Source organism: Bordetella sp. (genome assembly GCF_057362025.1).
Genome location: NZ_JBMQQZ010000094.1, coordinates 1 through 17,609, shown reverse-complemented (window position 1 = coordinate 17,609; position 17,609 = coordinate 1). Strand labels below are relative to the sequence as shown.

General features: G+C 66.6%; 15 protein-coding genes. 7 read left to right on the top strand and 8 right to left on the bottom strand.

Annotated features, from left to right (window positions below; genetic code table 11):
* Window positions 1–12: 12 nt before the first annotated feature.
* Window positions 13–1,050, bottom strand: coding sequence for a magnesium and cobalt transport protein CorA (locus tag ACO1P8_RS20890; RefSeq protein ID WP_486297784.1), 1,038 nt, complete (start codon window positions 1,048–1,050; stop codon window positions 13–15).
* A 170-nt stretch (window positions 1,051–1,220) separates the two neighbouring features.
* Between ACO1P8_RS20890 and ACO1P8_RS20885 the strand changes: the two genes are divergently transcribed.
* Both ACO1P8_RS20885 and ACO1P8_RS20880 read left to right on the top strand, forming a co-directional pair.
* Complete coding sequence (locus tag ACO1P8_RS20885) at window positions 1,221–2,159, top strand: DUF72 domain-containing protein (RefSeq protein WP_486297783.1); 939 nt, start codon at window positions 1,221–1,223, stop codon at window positions 2,157–2,159.
* Between the two features lie 98 nt (window positions 2,160–2,257).
* Window positions 2,258–2,497, top strand: a complete 240-nt coding sequence (locus ACO1P8_RS20880) for a hypothetical protein (RefSeq protein WP_486297782.1) — start codon at window positions 2,258–2,260, stop codon at window positions 2,495–2,497.
* A 13-nt stretch (window positions 2,498–2,510) separates the two neighbouring features.
* Here the strand turns inward: ACO1P8_RS20880 and ACO1P8_RS20875 are convergent, their stop codons facing one another.
* Window positions 2,511–4,586 (bottom strand): ATP-dependent helicase, encoded by a 2,076-nt coding sequence (locus ACO1P8_RS20875; RefSeq protein WP_486297781.1) that lies wholly within the window; start codon window positions 4,584–4,586, stop codon window positions 2,511–2,513.
* Window positions 4,587–4,788: 202 nt separating this feature from the next.
* On the opposite strand from ACO1P8_RS20875, the gene ACO1P8_RS20870 reads away from it, so the two are divergent.
* Window positions 4,789–5,238, top strand: a complete 450-nt coding sequence (locus ACO1P8_RS20870; protein ID WP_486297780.1) for a PA2169 family four-helix-bundle protein — start codon at window positions 4,789–4,791, stop codon at window positions 5,236–5,238.
* 111 nt (window positions 5,239–5,349) lie between these two features.
* Window positions 5,350–6,318, top strand: a complete 969-nt coding sequence (locus ACO1P8_RS20865; protein WP_486297779.1) for a DUF72 domain-containing protein — start codon at window positions 5,350–5,352, stop codon at window positions 6,316–6,318.
* A gap of 70 nt (window positions 6,319–6,388) precedes the next feature.
* Here the strand turns inward: ACO1P8_RS20865 and ACO1P8_RS20860 are convergent, their stop codons facing one another.
* Together ACO1P8_RS20860 and ACO1P8_RS20855 are read right to left on the bottom strand one after the other, a co-directional pair.
* Window positions 6,389–8,266 carry a TRAP transporter large permease gene (locus ACO1P8_RS20860; RefSeq protein ID WP_486297863.1) on the bottom strand — a complete coding sequence of 626 codons (1,878 nt, stop codon included), beginning with the start codon at window positions 8,264–8,266 and terminating at the stop codon, window positions 6,389–6,391.
* Window positions 8,266–9,279 (bottom strand): TRAP transporter substrate-binding protein, encoded by a 1,014-nt coding sequence (locus ACO1P8_RS20855; protein ID WP_486297778.1) that lies wholly within the window; start codon window positions 9,277–9,279, stop codon window positions 8,266–8,268. Before ACO1P8_RS20855 ends, ACO1P8_RS20860 begins: the two co-directional genes overlap by 1 nt.
* A 550-nt stretch (window positions 9,280–9,829) precedes the next feature.
* Between ACO1P8_RS20855 and ACO1P8_RS20850 the strand changes: the two genes are divergently transcribed.
* The 3 genes from ACO1P8_RS20850 (at window position 9,830) to ACO1P8_RS20840 (ending at window position 12,648) form a co-directional block, all read left to right on the top strand.
* Entirely contained in the window at window positions 9,830–10,672 is an 843-nt protein-coding gene (locus ACO1P8_RS20850; protein WP_486297777.1) for an inositol monophosphatase family protein, read from the top strand.
* A 151-nt stretch (window positions 10,673–10,823) separates the two neighbouring features.
* Entirely contained in the window at window positions 10,824–11,768 is a 945-nt protein-coding gene (gene epsC, locus ACO1P8_RS20845; RefSeq protein WP_094841041.1) for a serine O-acetyltransferase EpsC, read from the top strand.
* A gap of 7 nt (window positions 11,769–11,775) precedes the next feature.
* The gene (locus ACO1P8_RS20840) at window positions 11,776–12,648 is read left to right on the top strand and encodes an NAD-dependent protein deacetylase (RefSeq protein WP_486297776.1); all 873 of its coding nucleotides are present in this window, start codon (window positions 11,776–11,778) and stop codon (window positions 12,646–12,648) included.
* Between the two features lie 142 nt (window positions 12,649–12,790).
* On the opposite strand, the gene ACO1P8_RS20835 is transcribed toward ACO1P8_RS20840, so the two are convergent.
* The 4 genes from ACO1P8_RS20835 to ACO1P8_RS20820 form a co-directional block, all read right to left on the bottom strand.
* Complete coding sequence (locus tag ACO1P8_RS20835; RefSeq protein WP_486297775.1) at window positions 12,791–13,981, bottom strand: AI-2E family transporter; 1,191 nt, start codon at window positions 13,979–13,981, stop codon at window positions 12,791–12,793.
* A gap of 148 nt (window positions 13,982–14,129) precedes the next feature.
* Window positions 14,130–15,167 (bottom strand): UDP-glucose 4-epimerase GalE, encoded by a 1,038-nt coding sequence (gene galE / locus ACO1P8_RS20830; RefSeq protein ID WP_486297774.1) that lies wholly within the window; start codon window positions 15,165–15,167, stop codon window positions 14,130–14,132.
* Between the two features lie 22 nt (window positions 15,168–15,189).
* Complete coding sequence (locus ACO1P8_RS20825; protein ID WP_486297773.1) at window positions 15,190–16,593, bottom strand: phosphomannomutase/phosphoglucomutase; 1,404 nt, start codon at window positions 16,591–16,593, stop codon at window positions 15,190–15,192.
* A 15-nt stretch (window positions 16,594–16,608) separates the two neighbouring features.
* The coding region (locus ACO1P8_RS20820; protein ID WP_486297772.1) for a polysaccharide biosynthesis tyrosine autokinase at window positions 16,609–17,609 on the bottom strand (1,001 nt) is incomplete at its 5' end.

The following is a 17,609-nucleotide window of genomic DNA, read 5'->3' as shown; positions in this document are numbered from 1 at the left end:
CGCGTACCCCGTTTACAACCACCCTGCTCTCCGAAACCGCCAATACAACAAACCGCACGCCAGGGCGATGCCCCCCAGCGTCGCCGGATATCCATACAGCCAGTGCAACTCCGGCATGTGTTCGAAATTCATTCCATAAATGCCCGCGACCGCCGTCGGCACGGCCAGGATGGCCGCCCACGACGCCAGCCTGCGGGTCGTATCGTTCTGCTGCGACTGGCCGATCATCAGGCTCGCTTCGAAAGCGAATGCCAGCGCATCGCGCAACGCGGCCACCAGTTCATCGATCCGCATGACGCGGTCGGCCACCTCGGCGAAGTATGGCCGGGCGTGCTCGTCGATGGCCGTCATCTCAACGCGCGCCAGGCGCCGGCAGATCTCCGACATCGGGGCGATGGCGTTGTGTATGCGCAGCAGGTCGCGCCGCTGCCGGTACAGCCGCCGGATATCGGTATCTTTCGCCCCGCGGATCAAAAGCTTCTGCTCGGCGTTTTCCACCACGCCTTCCAGCCGCGTCACGGCCTGAACGTAACGGTCCACAAGGAAATCCAGCAGTTCGGACGCGACGTAGTCGCTGCCGCGCGCCAGCAGATCCGGTGCGCCTTCCAGCCGTTCGCGCAGCGCGCTGTAGGGCGCCGTGGAGCCGCGCCGTATGGTGAACAGAAAGCCGTCGCCGATGATCAACTGCGTTTCGCCGAACAGCGGCCGATCGCCGTCCACCTCGAGCGTGACCGCGACTACCAGCACGACATTGCCGTAATCGATGATCTTCGGGCGCTTGTGCGGCTCCAGGATTTCCTCCATCGCCTTCGGCCCCAGTCGCAGCTCTTCACCCACGCGCGCCAGCAGATCGGGATGGGGATTGCGCACGCCCAGCCACAGCAACCGCTCCGACTGTCCCACATAGGAATGGATCTGCTCGATGGGCACGGCCTGGTCGCGGCGGCCTTTCACATACGAGATGGATGCGACGACCTCGCCGTTGTACTCACCGCCCGCGCCCTGGGCCGCAGCGGGACCGGCGGCCGGTTTGGATTCGGGATCCTGCATAAGTCCTTCCTTCAGGTCTCGTGAAAGGGCCGCGCGCCGTGCGGCTTCTCTTTCAAGTAGCCGACGATGATAGCACCGGGCTCGGACGCCTCCGCCGGCCCGCGAGGGCGGGGACGGCATGGCGCTTGCAACGCGGCGGCTGGCTACATTGTCCTGTCGGAATCCCACGCATGGCTGAACATCGGCAACGATCCGCGGTTCGCATCGGCATTTCAGGATGGCGCTACGCGCCCTGGCGCGGGCGCTTCTATCCGAAGGGCCTGCCGCAGCACAGCGAACTGGCCTACGCCGCGCATCAGGTATGCACGGTCGAAATCAACGGCACGTTCTATTCGCTGCAACGCCCGCCGCTTTTCGCCCGCTGGCGCGATGAAACCCCCGGCGGCTTCGTCTTCGCGATCAAGGGGCCGCGATTCATCACCCACACGCTCAGGCTGCGCGACATCGACGAACCCCTGGCGAATTTTTTCGCCTCGGGCGTGCTGGCGCTGAGGGAAAAGCTCGGGCCGTTCCTCTGGCAGCTGCCCCCCACCCTGCCCTGGGATGCGGCGCGCATCGAGCCCTTTCTGGATATGCTGCCGCGCGACACGGAAGCCGCCGCTCGTCTGGCGCGGCGGCACGGCCCGAGGATGAAAGGGCGCAGCCTGACCGAAGCGGATGCCCGGCGTACCGTGCGCCATGCCGTGGAAATCCGCCATCCCAGCTACGCCTGTCCGGAGTTCGTCGCGATGCTGCGGCGCTACGGCGTGGCGCTGGTCACGGCGGATACCGCGGGCAAATGGCCTGTGCTCGAGGACCCGACAGCCGACTTCGCCTACGTCCGCCTGCATGGCGATAAAGCGCTGTACAGCAGCGGCTACAGCGAAGAGGCCATTGCGGACTGGGCACGCCGCATCGACGCCTGGTCGCGGGGCAGGACGCCGCGCGGGGCTCGCCTGGCTGGCCCTCGTCCGCGGCCATCGGCGGCACGCGATGTCTATTGTTATTTCGACAACGATATGAAAGTCATGGCGCCGCGCGACGCACGCGCATTGATGAGCGCGCTGCGCCTGCCCATGCAGCCGGTTACGGAATCCGACGCGGCGGCGCGAAGGCATGACGATTGCTGAACGGCAGGTGGCGGGGCCGGGATAACCCGGTTCCACAACCCCCCAGAGAATCGCGGTAGACGGTGCGGGCCGATCCGCCGCGACAGCCGGAGAACGACATGACGCGAGAAAATCCGAAACACGGTGGGCAGTCCAAGGCCGACAAGGACGCCGACCACCAGGGCAACAAGGTGCCTACCTACCAGGAGGCGCTGGACGAGGCTGTGGAGGAATCCTTCCCGGCCAGCGACCCGATTTCACCGGGTGTCGCGGAGAAAGCGGACCGCAAGATTTCCACGGACAAGGACGAAGTGGATTGGAAGGCCGACCGCGACAAAAGCGGGAAACAGCGCAAATAGCCACCGCCGACCGCTAGAAAAGCCTGCGCAGCCGCGCCGCCACGTCCACCTGTGCCACGGGCGTGGGCGCGGCGCCCCGCACGGCCGGCAGTTCGGGCGGCCTGGGCAAGGCTTCGAACAGCGGCGCCAGCTTGTCCGGGATGAACCGCGTGCGTGACCCATAGACGTGGCGGTCGCCCAGGCCGGTCTGCTGGTGCACATAGAATCGTTGCGGCACGATCAGGTGCAGCTCTTCCTTGGCGCGCGTCATCGCGACATACAACAGGCGGCGTTCTTCCTCGATCTCTTCGGCCGAGCCCGTCGCCATATCCGATGGGATGCAGCCGTCCACCACGTTGAGCACGTAGACCGACTTCCACTCCTGCCCTTTGGCCGAGTGGATGGTCGACAGGATCATGTAGTCCTCGTCGCGCAGCGGCGCGCCGGATTCCGCGCTGGTCGCGTCGGGCGGATCCAGCGTCAATTCCGTCAGGAAGCGTTCGCGCGACGCATAGCCGGATGCGATGCGGGCAAGCTGATCCAGGTCGGCCTTGCGAACCCGGGCGTCCTCATACAGGCGCTCCAGATGCGGCGCGTACCAGCGCAAGGCGATGTCCAGGTCCGCCGGCCACGCCAGGCCGGGGGCGCATAAATCCTTGTAGGCCTGGGCGAATCCCTGCCAGTCCTCGCGGGCGGCGCTGCCGGGCTTGAACGCGTCCAGGGCCGCCAGGGGATCGGGCGCGCCGTCCATCGCGTCCAACAGGCGCGCGGCCGTCGCCGGTCCGACGCCCGGCACCAGTTGCGCCACGCGGAAGCCGGACATGCGGCCGCGCGGGTTCTGAGCCCAGCGCAGCAGTGCCAGCAGGTCCTTGATGTGGGCGGCCTCCAGGAAGCGCAGGCCGCCGAACTTGACGAAGGGAATGTTGCGACGGGTCAGTTCCAGTTCGACCGCCGCGCTGTGGCCGGAAGCGCGAAACAGCACCGCCTGCGACTTCAGCGTGGCGCCCGCCTCGCGCTGCGCCAGGACCTGGTCCGCCACCCAGCGGGCCTGGCCGGCTTCGTCGCTGACCGTGACCAGTTTGGGCAGGTTCGAGGACTTGCGCTCGGTCCACAGTTGCTTGGCATGCCGTTCGCGCGCCAGCGCGATGACGGCGTTGGAGGCATCCAGGATAGGTTGAGTCGAGCGATAGTTGCGCTCCAGCGTGACCACCCTGGCCGGCACTTTGAACTGTCCGGGAAAATCCAGGATGTTGCGTACCGTCGCCGCGCGGAAGGAATAGATGGCCTGAGCGTCGTCGCCCACCACCGTCAGGCCGCGGCCATCGGGTTTCATGGCCAGCAGGATGGCGGCCTGCAGGCGGTTGGTATCCTGGTATTCGTCCACCATGACGTGTTCGAAACGACCGCCCACATCGCCGGCGATGTCGGGGTGGACCATCATTTCAGACCAGTAAAGCAGCAGATCGTCGTAGTCCAGGACCTGCTGCGCCTGCTTGGCCTCGACATAGGCCCGGAACAGGCGCTTGAGTTCGCCCTCCCACTGCGCGCACCAGGGATAGACGTCCTTCAGGATACCGTCCAGCGGCGCCTGGCCGTTTACTACCCGCGAATAGATGGACAGGCAGGTTCCCTTCAGCGGGAAACGGGATTCGGTCGACGACAATCCCAGCTCGTGGCGCAACATCCCCATCAGGTCTTCGGAATCCCCGCGATCGTGGATGGTGAACGCTTCCGCCAGGCCGATGCGCGGCGCGAATTCACGCAGCAGGCGGGCACCGATGGCGTGAAACGTGCCCGCCCAAGGCAAGGCGGGGGGCACGTGGCCGGCGCCCAGCCGCAGGACTTTCTGCAGCACCGCGCCAACGCGCCTTTCCATTTCGATCGCCGCCCGCCGGGAGAAAGTCAGCAGCAGCATGCGTTGCGGGTCCGCGCCGCGCAGGATCAGGTTCGCGACCCGATGAGCCAGCGTGCTCGTCTTGCCCGAACCGGCGCCGGCGATGACCAACAGCGGCCCGTCGTCCTGCGGACCGGCGCCGTACTCGGCCGCTTCGCGCTGGCTGGGATTGAGGTCCGCGAGAGGATCGGGCACATCGGCGGGACGTTCGGACATTTGAAGAAGGCAGAAGCCGGGGCTCAACACTTATGGATGGGCAGGTGCCGCCAAGGGCGGCGCGACAGCCCGCAATAATACTGGATAAAACCTCAGCCCGGCGCGGGGCGCTGCCCTGGGAACGCGGTTTGCGAAGTGTGCAGTCCAGGGAGATCGCGCTGCGCGCGGGCACAGCGCGCCACCCGCTACCAAGGAGAATGCCATGGCCGATCGTATCGTCAAACTGCTGAACGACCTGACCGAAACCTGCAAGAACGGCGAAAAGGGTTTTCAGGCGGCAGCCGAAGATACCAAGGATGCGGAGCTGAGGGGATTGCTGCAGAATCGCGCACAGGATTGCGCCGCGGGTGCCGCGGAACTGCAGGCCATCGTTGCGCGGCTCGGCGGCAAGCCGGAAACCGGCGGCAGCGTCGCCGGCGCCGTGCACCGCGGCTGGGTCCACCTGAAGGCAGCCGTTACCGGACGCACCGATGCCGCCATCCTGGAGGAGTGCGAGCGCGGCGAGGACATCGCCAAGCAGGACTACACCAACGCCCTGCGCGAGCCCCTGCCCGAAGACATCCGCACGGTGGTGCAGCGGCAATACGAAGGCGTGCTGCGCAACCACGATCAGATCCGCGCCCTGCGCGACCGCTATCGCGCGAACGCCTGACGATTGAGGGATAATCCGCGGAGCGCCCAGGCGCCCGGCAACCCCGCAGGGGGCGTCTGCCGGCGCGCCGGCTCCGGGCCGGCGACGCGTGCCGGGACCGATACGCGACTCATGTCGGAAGCAATGCATTTCCCATCCGAACGGCCGGCAGTCCAGCCTGCGGCCGGCTTTCCGGGCGCGCCGCCCATCCTGGTCGGTACGGCATCCTGGACGGATCCCACCCTGCTGGCGTGCGGCCGCTTCTATCCACCCGGCACCGCCGACGCGCAGGCGCGACTGCGCTACTACGCGGCCCACTTCCCCATCGCCGAAGTGGACGCCAGCTACTACGCCCTGCCCTCCGCGCACCGTGCCCATGCCTGGGCAACGCGCACGCCGCCGGACTTCGTTTTCAACATCAAGGCATTCCGCCTGTTTACCGGTCACCAAACGCCTTGGGCCGCGCTGGACCCCGACTTGCGCGATGCCTTGCGCCGCGATGCCGGCGACGTCTGCTTCATCGATCAGTTGCCGCGCGAGGTCGTCGATGAAGCGTGGCGGCGCTTCGTCTTCGCGCTGGAACCCTTGCGCATGGCGGGCAAGCTGGGCGCCGTGCATTTCCAGTTCCCGCGCTGGATCAAGCCGGATACGCGCGGCCGGGCCCGGGTGGCCGACTGCGTAGCCAGGCTGGAGGACCACGTCGCATCGGTGGAATTCCGTCATCGTGCCTGGTTCGAAGGCGCGGCGGCCGCCTCGACATTGGACTTCCTGCGGCAACTGCGGGCGGTCCATACCGTCGTGGATGCCCCGACGGCATCGCAAGACAGCGTGCCGGCGATATGGGAAACCACGCGCGACGATCTGGCCCTGGTGCGCATGCACGGACGCAATGCCGCGGCCTGGACGTCATCCGGCAACGCGTCTTCCAGCCGGTTCAACTACGAGTACAGTGTGGCGGAACTCGAAGAAATGGCTCGCCGGGTACGGCAGCTGGCGCAACGCGTGCGCAAGACCCACGTGATTCTGAACACCAACTTCGAGGACCAGGGCATGCGCAATGCGCAAGGCCTGATGCAGGCCTTGCAGCGCGCCCTGCCGTAGTCGCGGACCGCGCCCGGCGCGGCGACCGGTGCTCTGCCGCCCGCCGCGAAAAGCGGCGCCCGCCACCGGTTTACTTCAGGAATCCAATGGACAACCAGGGTATGGCCGCGACGATGACCAGGCCGATGGCAATGGAAACCAGATAGCCCACGATGGCGCGCATGCCGCGGTCCGGCGCCACGCGGCTGATCGCGCACGCGGCGTAATATCCCACCCCGAAGGGCGGGGCGAACAGGCCGATGCCCATCGCCAATATCACCACCATCGCGTAGTGAACCTCGTGCACGCCGATCTGCTTGGCGATGGGGAACAACAAGGGGCCGAACAGCACGATGGCCGGAATACCTTCGAGCACGCTGCCCAAAATCACGAAGGCAACGATGGATACCGCCAGGAAAGTCACCGCGCCGCCGGGCAGCTTCGCCATCATATCGGCCAGTTGGTGCGAGAACCCCGATTGCGTCAGCGCCCAGGCCATACCGGTGGCCGCGCCTATGATCAGCAGGATGGCACCGGACAGGCTCGCGGTATCTATCAGCATGGGCCACAGGCGCTTGCAATCGAAACGCCGGTACACCAGCAAGCCGATCAGGGCGGAATAGACGATGCCGATGGTCGAGACCTCCGTGGCGGTGGCCACGCCCTCGACGACCGCCGCGCGGATCACGAAGGGCAGCGCCAGGGCAGGCAGGGCCACCACCAGCGCGCGCAGGATCTCCGCGCGCGTCGCGCGCGCGACCATGCCGGCGTTTTCATGGCGGCTGCGCCGCCACACCACGAAGCACAGCATCAAACCCAGCACCAGGCCCGGCAGCAGGCCGCCCGTGAACAGCGCGGTGATGGATACCCCGGTCACGGACCCGATGGTGATCAGCACCAGGCTGGGCGGTATGGTTTCGGTCTGGGCCCCCGTCGCCGACAGCAACGCGACCAACTCGCCTTCGCTGGCGCCGCGCTTGCGCATTTCGGGAAACAGCACCGGCGCGACCGCCGCCATATCGGCGGCCTTGGCGCCGGAGATGCCCGAGACCAGATACATCGCGCCGATCAGCACATACGACAGGCCACCGCGCACATGGCCCAGCAGGCTGGCCAGGAAGCCCACCATGCGCTCGGCCATGCCCGTCATTTCGATCAGCAGGCCCAGGAACACGAACATCGGCACCGCCAGCAGGATCAGGTGCGACATGCCTTCGTCCATGCGCCCGACGACAACCATCATCGGCGTCCCGGTCGTCAAGGCCAGGTAGCCGAAAGTGGCCAGTCCGAAGCAGAATGCGATCGGCACGCCGGCGAACACGCAGGCGGCCACGATCACGACGAAAAACACCACCAGGTTGCCATTGCCCAGCAACGCGAACACCGGCTGCAGCGCGGTCATCGCGCCGACGATGGCGGCCACCAGCGCCACCGCGCCCAGCGTCGCCTTCCATTCGCCGCGGCTTGCCAGCCGCAGCAAGGCGATCAGGATCATCAGCGCGGTGCCCACCGGCAGCGCCGCGGCGCGCCAGATGTTGGAGATCTCCAGCGCGGGCGTGGTGACGTACTGTTCCTCGATGGCGTATTCGTAGCCCGGCATGGCGATCATCAGCAGGAACGTCAACGCGCTGGCGACGGCCACCACATCCAGGAAGGCGCGCGCCACGGGCGATGCGCGGTTCACCAGCGCCGTCATGCGCATGTGTTCGCCACGGCGGAATGCCACCACGGCACCCAGCATGGCCAGCCACAGGAAGAGAATGGAGGCCAGTTCGTCCGACCACACCAGGGGCGCGTGGAAGACGTAGCGCGCCGCGATGCCGGCGAACAGCACGACGATTTCCGCGACCACCAGCATGGCCGCCGGAATCTCCACCAGCCAGCCCAGCGCGGCATCGGCCCCGGCAACCCAGGAAAGGCCCGCGGCCGCGCCGCCGGTTCCGCCGGCCTGCGTGCGCGTGCCCGTCATCACGACAGCTTGCCGACCGACTGTTCCAGGATGGCCCAGGCCTTCTCGCCGTACTTGCCCTGCCATTCCTTATAGAAGCCGGCCTTGCGCAAGGCGTCGCGGATGGGGCCTGGGTCCGGCGTATTGAAAACCAGGCCCTGCTGCGCCAGTTTCGTTTGCAGTTCGCCGTTCAATGCGAATGTGTCGGCGCGCATGTTCATGCCGGCTTCGTTGATGTGCTTCGAAACGATGCCCTGGATGTCCTCCGGCAGTTTTTCCCACGCACGCCGGTTCATCAGGAACCAGAAGCCGTCCCACATGTGGTTGGTCATGGAGCAGTACTTCTGCACTTCATAGAGCTTGGCGGTCTGGATAATCGCCAGGGGGTTCTCCTGGCCATCCACGATGCGGGTCTGCAGCGCCGAATACGTCTCGTTGAAGTTGATGCTGGCCGGCGCCGCGCCCAGCGCCTGGAACATGGACGTCCACAGCGGGCTGACCGGCACGCGGATCTTCATATCCTTGAAGTCGCCGGGACCGTTGATGGGATGCGTGCTGGTCGTGACCTGCCGGAACCCGTTGTCCCAGATCTTGTCCATCACCAGCAGGCCCTTGGACTTGATCTCGCCGCGGATGAAGGCGCCCAACGGGCCGTCCATGGCCTTCCACACCGTGTCGTAATTGGGGAAAGCAAATCCCACGCCGCTAATGGACGCCGTCGGCACGAGCGTGGAAAGGATCAGCCCGGAGAGCGTGAAGAACTCGACGGCACCGGCGCGCAGCTGGCTCAATGTATCGGTATCCGAGCCGAGCTGGCTGCTGGGGAACACATCCAGCTGGAAACGGCCGTTCGTATCCTTGGCGATTGCCGCGGCGGCTTCGCGCGCGCGCACGTTCATGGGATGCGTGGCGGGCAGGTTATTGGCGTACTTGTAGCGGAACTGGGCCGCCGCAAGCGCACCCCGCACCGATCCCGCGGCAAGCACAGCGCCGCCCGCGGCGGTAAGCATCAACTTCCGTCGTGTCTGGTTCATCCTGTGTCCTTTGTCTCCGTTTTGTTTTTACGCTGCGTCGCGTGGCGATGCGCGGTTGCCGCCCGCATGCGTCGCGGTACTGCGCCAGGCAGCGGCCGCCGCGCGCGGCGCAAAGTATTAGAGCATAGAGGCATTGCAGATGGCTTAAGAATGTTCTGGGACTCACCGCCAGGCATCGCGGACTTCAACACCGCCGCCCCTCGGGCGCTGCACCGGCCATTTATCCCCACATTATGTGGACAACCCTTGGGATAGAAGTTGTGCAGGTCGGAAAATGCCTTTTCGCACAAGCACTTGGCAGAAGCGAGCAGGGATGGCCCAGGCATGCCGCGTCTTTTTATCCCCACGTTTTGTGGACAACCCTTGGGATAGCTTCGGGGCAGTTCCAAAAATGCCTTGCCGTACAAGGACTTGGGGGTGTCGCTTAGAATCGGCGCAGCGCCCGCCCCGTTCCGGCATCCGGGCCGGCGGCAGCGTCTCGTGGTAGATTCGGCTCCCGTCCCAGCTTTTCCCGGGCCTGCGCCCGGGGGCACAGCCCGGCCAGACCATCATGCTTCGATCGTTCAATCGTGAAGACACGCGCCGCATCGTCGCGCTCATGGCGGAAGCCGCGGACGCCGAGATCATGCCGCGCTTTCGACGTCTGGCCACGAGCGCCGTACGCAGCAAGACATCGCCTTTGGACGTCGTCACGGATGCCGACGAGGCGGCGGAGCGCATGATCGGCGAACGGCTTGCGCGCGCCTATCCGGGCGCCGTGGTGGTCGGCGAAGAGGCCTGCTCGCGCAACCCTGCCCTGCTGAATGTGTGGATCGACGCCGAACTGGCCTTCCTTATCGATCCCATCGACGGCACGCGCAACTACGTGGCCGGCCTGCCGCTCTTCGGTGTGATGGTGGCCGCGGTCAGCCGCGGCGAAGTCATGGCGGGCTTCATCTACGACCCCCTGTGCCGTGATGCCGCGATCGCGATACGCGGCGAGGGTGCGTGGCTGGAAAGCGAACACGGCGAACAGACCCCGCTGCGGGTGGCCGCGCCGGCGACAACGGACGCGATGACCGGGCTGATCGCCGTGCGGCATCTGGACGATACGCTGCGCGCCACCGTCAATGCCAACGCCCTGGGGCTGGCGTCCTCGACGATACTCAACTGCTCGGCGCACGAATACCGCATGATCGCCGGCGGCCATGCGCACGTCCTGCTGTATGGGCAGCTGATGCCCTGGGATCACGCGGCGGGGTGGCTGCTGCATCGCGAGGCCGGCGGCTACGGCGCGCATTTCGACGGGTCGCCCTACAAGCCCACCCATCGCGGCGGCGGGCTGCTTTATGCGCCGGACGCGGGCAGCTGGAAGGCCGCAAGACGCCTGTTGCTGGGCCGGGACCAGGACTAGCCCATACCGGGGCCGCCGGCTCATAAACCCTGTGCATGGCAAGGTTTGCCCCGGCGGATACCCCGCCATCGGGGTAAATTAGGATTACGCCGCCGATGCGCCCCCGGGTGCCGGCGGCGATATGTCCTCTTCCACTCGCAGCCTGAGCGCCATGAATGCACCCTTGAACCCACACAGCGCGTCCTGGAACCTGGATCGCATCGTTTCGGAGCTGCGCGGGGTCCGTACCGAATGGCGCCAGCCGCTCGGACGCCTGCGCGATGCCGGCGGACGGGAATTCCCATCGCAGGAAAGCCTGCGCCAGATCGTCTCGGCACTGTGCGGCGCGCTCTTCCCCATGCGCCTGGGCCCCATCGACCTGCGCGAGGAACTCGAGGACTTCTACGTAGGCCATACCATCGGTACGGCCCTGGACGCCCTGTTGCACCAGGTGCGGCTGGAACTGAACCATGCCGAGCGCAACCACGGCCCCATCCGCGACGAAACCGAACAGCGCGCCGTGGAGATCGTGCGCGCCTTCGGCGCGCAGTTGCCCGCCGTGCGCCGCAAGCTCGACGCCGACGTGATCGCGGCGTACCAGGGCGACCCGGCGGCGCGCAGCGTCGACGAAGTCCTGCTGTGCTATCCCGGCGTAATGGCGATGATCCATCATCGCCTCGCGCACGAGCTCTACCTGCTCGGCGTACCGCTGCTGGCGCGCATCGTCGCCGAGATCGCGCACGCCGATACCGGCATCGACATACATCCGGGCGCCACCATAGGTCGAAGTTTCTTCATCGACCACGGGACCGGCGTTGTCATCGGCGAAACCGCGGTGATCGGCGACCGCGTCCGCCTGTACCAGATGGTGACGCTGGGCGCCAAGCGCTTTCCGCCGGGCGACAACGGCGAACTCAAGAAAGGCCTGCCACGCCATCCCGTACTGGAAGACGACGTGGTGGTCTACGCGGGGGCGACCATCCTGGGACGCATCACGATCGGACGCGGGTCCGTCATCGGCGGCAACGTATGGCTGACGCGGGACGTGCCGCCCGGATCCAACGTAACGCAGGCCGGCACCCTGAACACTTCGCCCGACGCCGGGCTTGGCGGCTGACGCGTCGATGACTGCCGCGGACCTGCTGCCGTTGCGCGACTTCGTGCTGGCGCATCCGCGCCTGTTCGTGCTGACAGGCGCCGGTTGCAGCACCGGGTCGGGCATTCCCGATTACCGCGATAGCGAGGGCGCGTGGAAGCGCCGTCCTCCCATGGATTTCAGCACCTTCATGGGCAGCGAGCCGTCGCGGTCGCGCTATTGGGCGCGCGGGATGATCGGCTGGCGCATGTTCGGCAACGTGGCGCCGAACGCCGCCCACCTCGCGCTGGCGCGGCTGCAGGCGCAGGGCCGCTTTACGCGTCTGGTCACGCAGAACGTCGACGGCCTGCACGAGAAAGCCGGCAGCCGCGATGTGATAGACCTGCACGGCCGCATGGACCGGGTCGTCTGCACCCAATGCGGGCACACGCAGCCGCGCACACGCATGCAGGACATGCTGGAATCCTTGAACCCCGACTGGCTGGCGCTGGATGCGATCCACGCCCCCGACGGCGACGCCGATCTCGACGGCGTGGATTTTTCCGGCTTCCGCGTGCCGCCCTGCCCCGTCTGCGGCGGCATCCTGAAGCCCGATGTGGTGTTCTTCGGCGAATCCGTGCCACGCGACCGCGTGGCCGGCGCCAACGACGGCCTGTCGCGCGCGGACGCCATGCTGGTCGTCGGGTCGTCCTTGATGGTCTATTCCGGCTACCGTTTCGCCGCCGCCGCGAACCGGGCCGGGCTGCCCATTGCGGCCATCAATCTGGGACGCACCCGCGCCGATCCGCTTCTGGCGCTGAAGATAGAACGGCCCTGTGCCGATACCCTGGCGGCGCTGCTGACGGTCCTGCCCGCTATCGACGGGCCCGGCGACGCGCGGGCAGCCGGGGGCCTGCCTTGAGAGGATTTTGACCTCTTCTCCCAAGACCTTGTCATAAAAGGTTTTTTTCAGGCTGTGCGCAGACTATCCAGAGGGTTGTCCACAGAAGCTGTGGACAACCCCGAAGGGCAAATCCTTCCCAGGGGCATGCGCCGTGCCCGCCCTATTCCCCCAGGAACTCGGCGACGCCCTCGAAGCCCTCGACGTGATCGGCGACGACCTTCACGATGACCGCGATGGGTATCGAGAGCAGCGTGCCCCACAAGCCCCAGGCCCAGGTGAACAACAGCAGGATGACGAAAACGGCGACGGGATTCATCTTGGCGATGCGTCCCGTCATCCAGGTCTGCACCACGAAGCCGATCAGGGCGGCGATCAGCAATGAGACCCCCGCCACCAGCAGAGCCGGGCCCAGCTCGCCGAACTGCACGACTGCCGCCACGCCCGTAAATACCGCGACCAGGAGCGGACCGAAATAGGGGACCACGTGCATGGCGCCCGCGAATACCGCCCAGGTGCCCGCGTTGTTCAGACCGATCCAGCGGAACGCCAGCCAGGTCAGCAGGCCCAGCATGACGTTGGTCACCACCATCATCATCATGTACAGGCGTATGGAGCGATGGATCTCGTCCAGCATGTGCACGTTGATTTTCTTTTCGGTCAGGTTGCGGCCGGAGACACGGACGAACTTGCGTTTGAACGTATCCCCGGAGAGCAGCAGGAAAAACACGAGGAAAATCACCATCAGCGCTTGCCCGAGGAACTCCGCGATACCCATGGACCCCGCCAGCAGCATCTCTTCCAGCTTGTCGGCCGGACGCGTCACCACCACGCGCGCGCCGTCCGAGCGCGGCTTCGACGGTGTATTCACGGCATTGGCGGCGGCGCGCAGCTTGTTCACGACGGAGCCGCTGCCGGCGTTGAAGCCTTCCACGGAGCGCGATACCTTCTGCGCAGTCCTTGGCAGGCTGTCGACGATGGACATCACCTGGCCGCGCAACGAGGCCATGCCGAACAGGATAAGGCCGATCATCGCGAGCACCACGACGACCGTCGCCAATACGCGTGGCAGGCGGACGCGTCGATGCAGGAAGTTCACGGGCGTGTCCAGCGCATACGACAGGACGATGGAAATGACCAGAGGGATCACGAAATCGCGCGCCAGATGCAAGGCGAATACCACCGCCAGTACTGCGATGATCGATAGCGGCGCGTGCCGGCGGTCGAAGGCGCGCGGTGGCGTTAGATGCGCAGGGGTGTCGGCGGGTGCGTGCGCGGCAGGTTGAACCGTGGGTGCGGCGGTATCCGGTATTGTCGGCGCGCTGGCGGATGACGCGCGTGGCTGTGAGCTCATGGCTGGGCGGCTATTCGAAGTATGTTGCTGCCGGTGGCCTGAAGCCGCCGTGATGTGGTGGTCCGACAGAGAGCAATTCCCGTGCCTGCCCGCCGCAACGCCGATATACCCGAGCCCGCCGGCCCGGGCGCTATCGGCCTGCCAAGCCTTAATGCACCGCCCCGTAGCCCTCGGGATTGGACTGCTGCCAGCGCCAGCCGTCCTTGCACATGCTCTCCACGCCGTACGAAGTGCGCCAGTTCAAAAGGCGCCGGGCCAGGCTCGGGTCCGCCCAGACCCGGTCAACATCGCCCGGACGCCGCGCCTCGACCTGGCAGGGAATGCGCAGCCCGTTGACACGTTCGAAGGTGTGCACGAGCTCCATGACGCTGGTGCCTTTGCCGGTGCCGAGGTTGACCGCGACGAAACCGGTATGGTTCAGCGCGTAATCGACCGCGCGCACATGGCCCGCAGCCAGGTCCATGACGTGCAGATAATCCCGCACGCCCGTGCCGTCCTCGGTGGCATAGTCGTTGCCGAAAACCTTCAGGTGCGGCTGGCGCCCCACCGCGACCTGGGTGATGAAGGGGAAAAGGTTATTGGGCACGTCGCGCGGATTTTCCCCGATCAGGCCGCTGGGATGCGCGCCGATCGGATTGAAATAGCGCAAGGTCACGGCACTGAATTCCGCCTCGGCGGCACAGGCATCCTGCAGCATCTGCTCGACGATCAGCTTGGAACGTCCATATGGATTGGTCGGCTGTAGCGGATGCTCCTCGGTAAACGGCAGGAAGCGCGGCACGCCGTAGACCGTGGCGGAAGAACTGAACACCAGCCGGCGCACACCATGGGCGTGCATCGCCGACAGCAGCGCCACCGTGCCCGAGACATTATTGTCGAAGTACTTGATCGGGTCGCGGACGGATTCGCCCACCGCCTTCACGCCCGCCAGGTGCAGGACGCATTCGATGGGTTGCCGCCGGCGCTCCTGCAGGGAAAACAGCGTGGCGAGCAGGCCGGCGGAGCGGATATCGCCTTCCACGAACGCGATCCGCGTGCCGGTGATGCGCTCGACGCGGCTGACCGCGGCACGGCTGCCATTGCACAGATTGTCGATGACGATGGGGCGGTAGCCCGCGCCGATCAGCTCTATCAAGGTATGGCTGCCGATGTAGCCGGCGCCGCCGGTGACCAATAACGTCGTCATTGCCGCTCCGTCGCCCCGCTCGTTAAAAGGGAAGTCGCAATCCCGGTGCCACGCTAAGCAGCTGCCGGCGGAAATCCTCCTGGATGCGCGAGAGCGCGGTGCCGTTATCGCCTTCGAAGCGCAACATGACCGCCGGCTGCGCGGCCGCGGCGCGGGCCAGGCCGAAACCGTCCTCGTATTCGACGCGCACCCCATCCAGGTGAATGATTTCCCGCGCCCCCATGAAATGGCCCTCGGCGCGCAGCGCCTCGACCAGCCGGTACTGTTCGCCGTCCGCCGTATCCAGGCGAAGTTCCGGCGTCGCACAGGACTGCGGCAAGCCATCCAGAACCGCCGAGGCGTCGCGGTGGCGCGACAGCAGTTCCAGCAGCCGCGCCGCGGCATACAGCCCGTCGCTGTAGCCCAGCCAGCGGTCCGTGAAACGGATGCCGCCGCCGGTTTCCCCCGCCAGCATGGCGGCCGCCTCGCGCATCCTGGCCCCGATGTGGGCATCGCCGCCGCGGCTCACGACCGACGTGCCGCCCAGCGCCCGCACTTCGCGGGACAGATTGCGGCTGCTCTTCACGTCGTGGACCACGGCGCCGCCCCGCACGCCGGCCAGCATGTCGCGCGCGAACAGGATGAGCAGGCGATCCACGCAGACTCGCGCGCCGGACCGGCTGATCACCACCAGGCGATCGCCATCGCCGGCTATCGACAGCGCCAGTTCGCATCCGCTGTAGCGCAGCCGGGCGGCCAGGTCGGAAAGGTAGCGGGCCTCGCCGGGCCTGGGCTGGTCCGGCGGATACGAACCGGTCACTTCGCAAGCCAGCTCGGTGACCTCGCAGCCCAGCTCCCGCAACGCGTCCGGCGCCAGCGTGCCGGCCACGCCGTGCCCGCAGTCCAGCGCGACCTTCATGGGCCGCTCCAGGCGGATGTCGCTGGCCAGCCGGGACAAATAGCACGGCGCGGCGCTGATCTGCGCCCGGGTACCGGGACGCGCCGCGGGCGCCGCGCCGGATTGCATGCGGCCGCGCAGCGCTTGCAGGGCGGCCTGGTCCACGGCGTGCCCCTCCAGCAGGACCTTGAAGCCGTTATAGGCCTCGTCGTCGTGGCCGCCCGTCACCGACACCGCCGTGCCCGTTCCGGTCAGGCGCGCGGCGAACCACGTCAGCGGCGTGGCCGCCATGCCGATATCGATCACCGCCATTCCGGACTGCCGCACGCCGGCCTGCAAGGCGGCGCCCAGCTCGACGCTGCTCAGCCGCGCATCCTTGCCGATCACGACGGCGCGGCCGCCGAGTTCGGCCACGCAGCATCCCACTGCCAGGCCCAGGGCATGCGCGAAGCGGCTATCGATCTCCTGCCCCACGCGCCCCCGTATTTCATCGGCGCGAAAAACCTCTGGCGGGAATCCGGACGATTCCGCGGCACCCAGGGAGTCCATGAAATCTCCAATGCGCTATGGCTGGTTTTCGCCGTAGTAGGACGCGCGGGAATATCGATATGGGCCGTACTTCGAGCGGTAGCCCCAGCCTTCGGACTGCAGCTTCAGGCCATTGAAGACCACGCCCGCGACGGGTGCCCCCGCCTGCTGCAGGCGCTTGTTGGTTTCCCGTATTTCGCCCACCGTGTTCATACCCGAACGGACCACCAGCATGACGGCGGCGGCGTGCGCGCCGACCACCGCCGCATCCGAGGACGACAGCACCGGCGCCGTATCGACGATGACGATGTCGTAATCGGCCGCGAGCGCGTGCAGGCATTCGCCGAAAGCCTCGGACGCCAGCAATTCGGAAGGATCGAAGGTGACCCTGCCGGTGGAAATGAAGTCCACGCCGTTCATGATGTTGCGCTTGGTCACGGCTTCCAGCGGCACGGTGCCGGCCAGCACTTCGAACAAACCGTTCTCGGCCGAGGTGGCGAAATAGCGGTTGAGGGTGCCACGGCGGAAGTCGGCGTCGATCAGCAGCACACGCTTGCCCACCGCCGCCTGGATAAAGGCGAAATTCGCGGACAGGAAGGACTTGCCAACGCCGGCCAGGGGCCCGGTGAACACCACGATGTTGTTGGAGGAATCGCGCATGGCGACCTGCAGCACGGTGCGGAAGCTGCGCAGGCTTTCGATGGGCGGTGTACTGCCGTTGCTCTGCGCCAGCAATGCCGGAATGCGCGCATTCTTGCGCCGCGCGCGGCGCCACAGCCTATCCTGCAGATCGCTGTAGGGCACGGTCGCCAGCACCGGCAGCCCGGTATAGCGTTCGATTTCGTCGGGATCGGTCAGGCCGCCGAACAGCGCGTTGCGTACGAAGGCGGCAACCACGCCAAGGACCAGGCCGGCCAACGCGGCAATGCCCAGCACGATGGGCGCCTTGGGGCTGAGCGGCCGTTCCGCCGCCACCGCCGTATCCACCACCCGCACATTGCCGACCTTGCCGGCGCGGATCATGCGCAGCTGCTGCG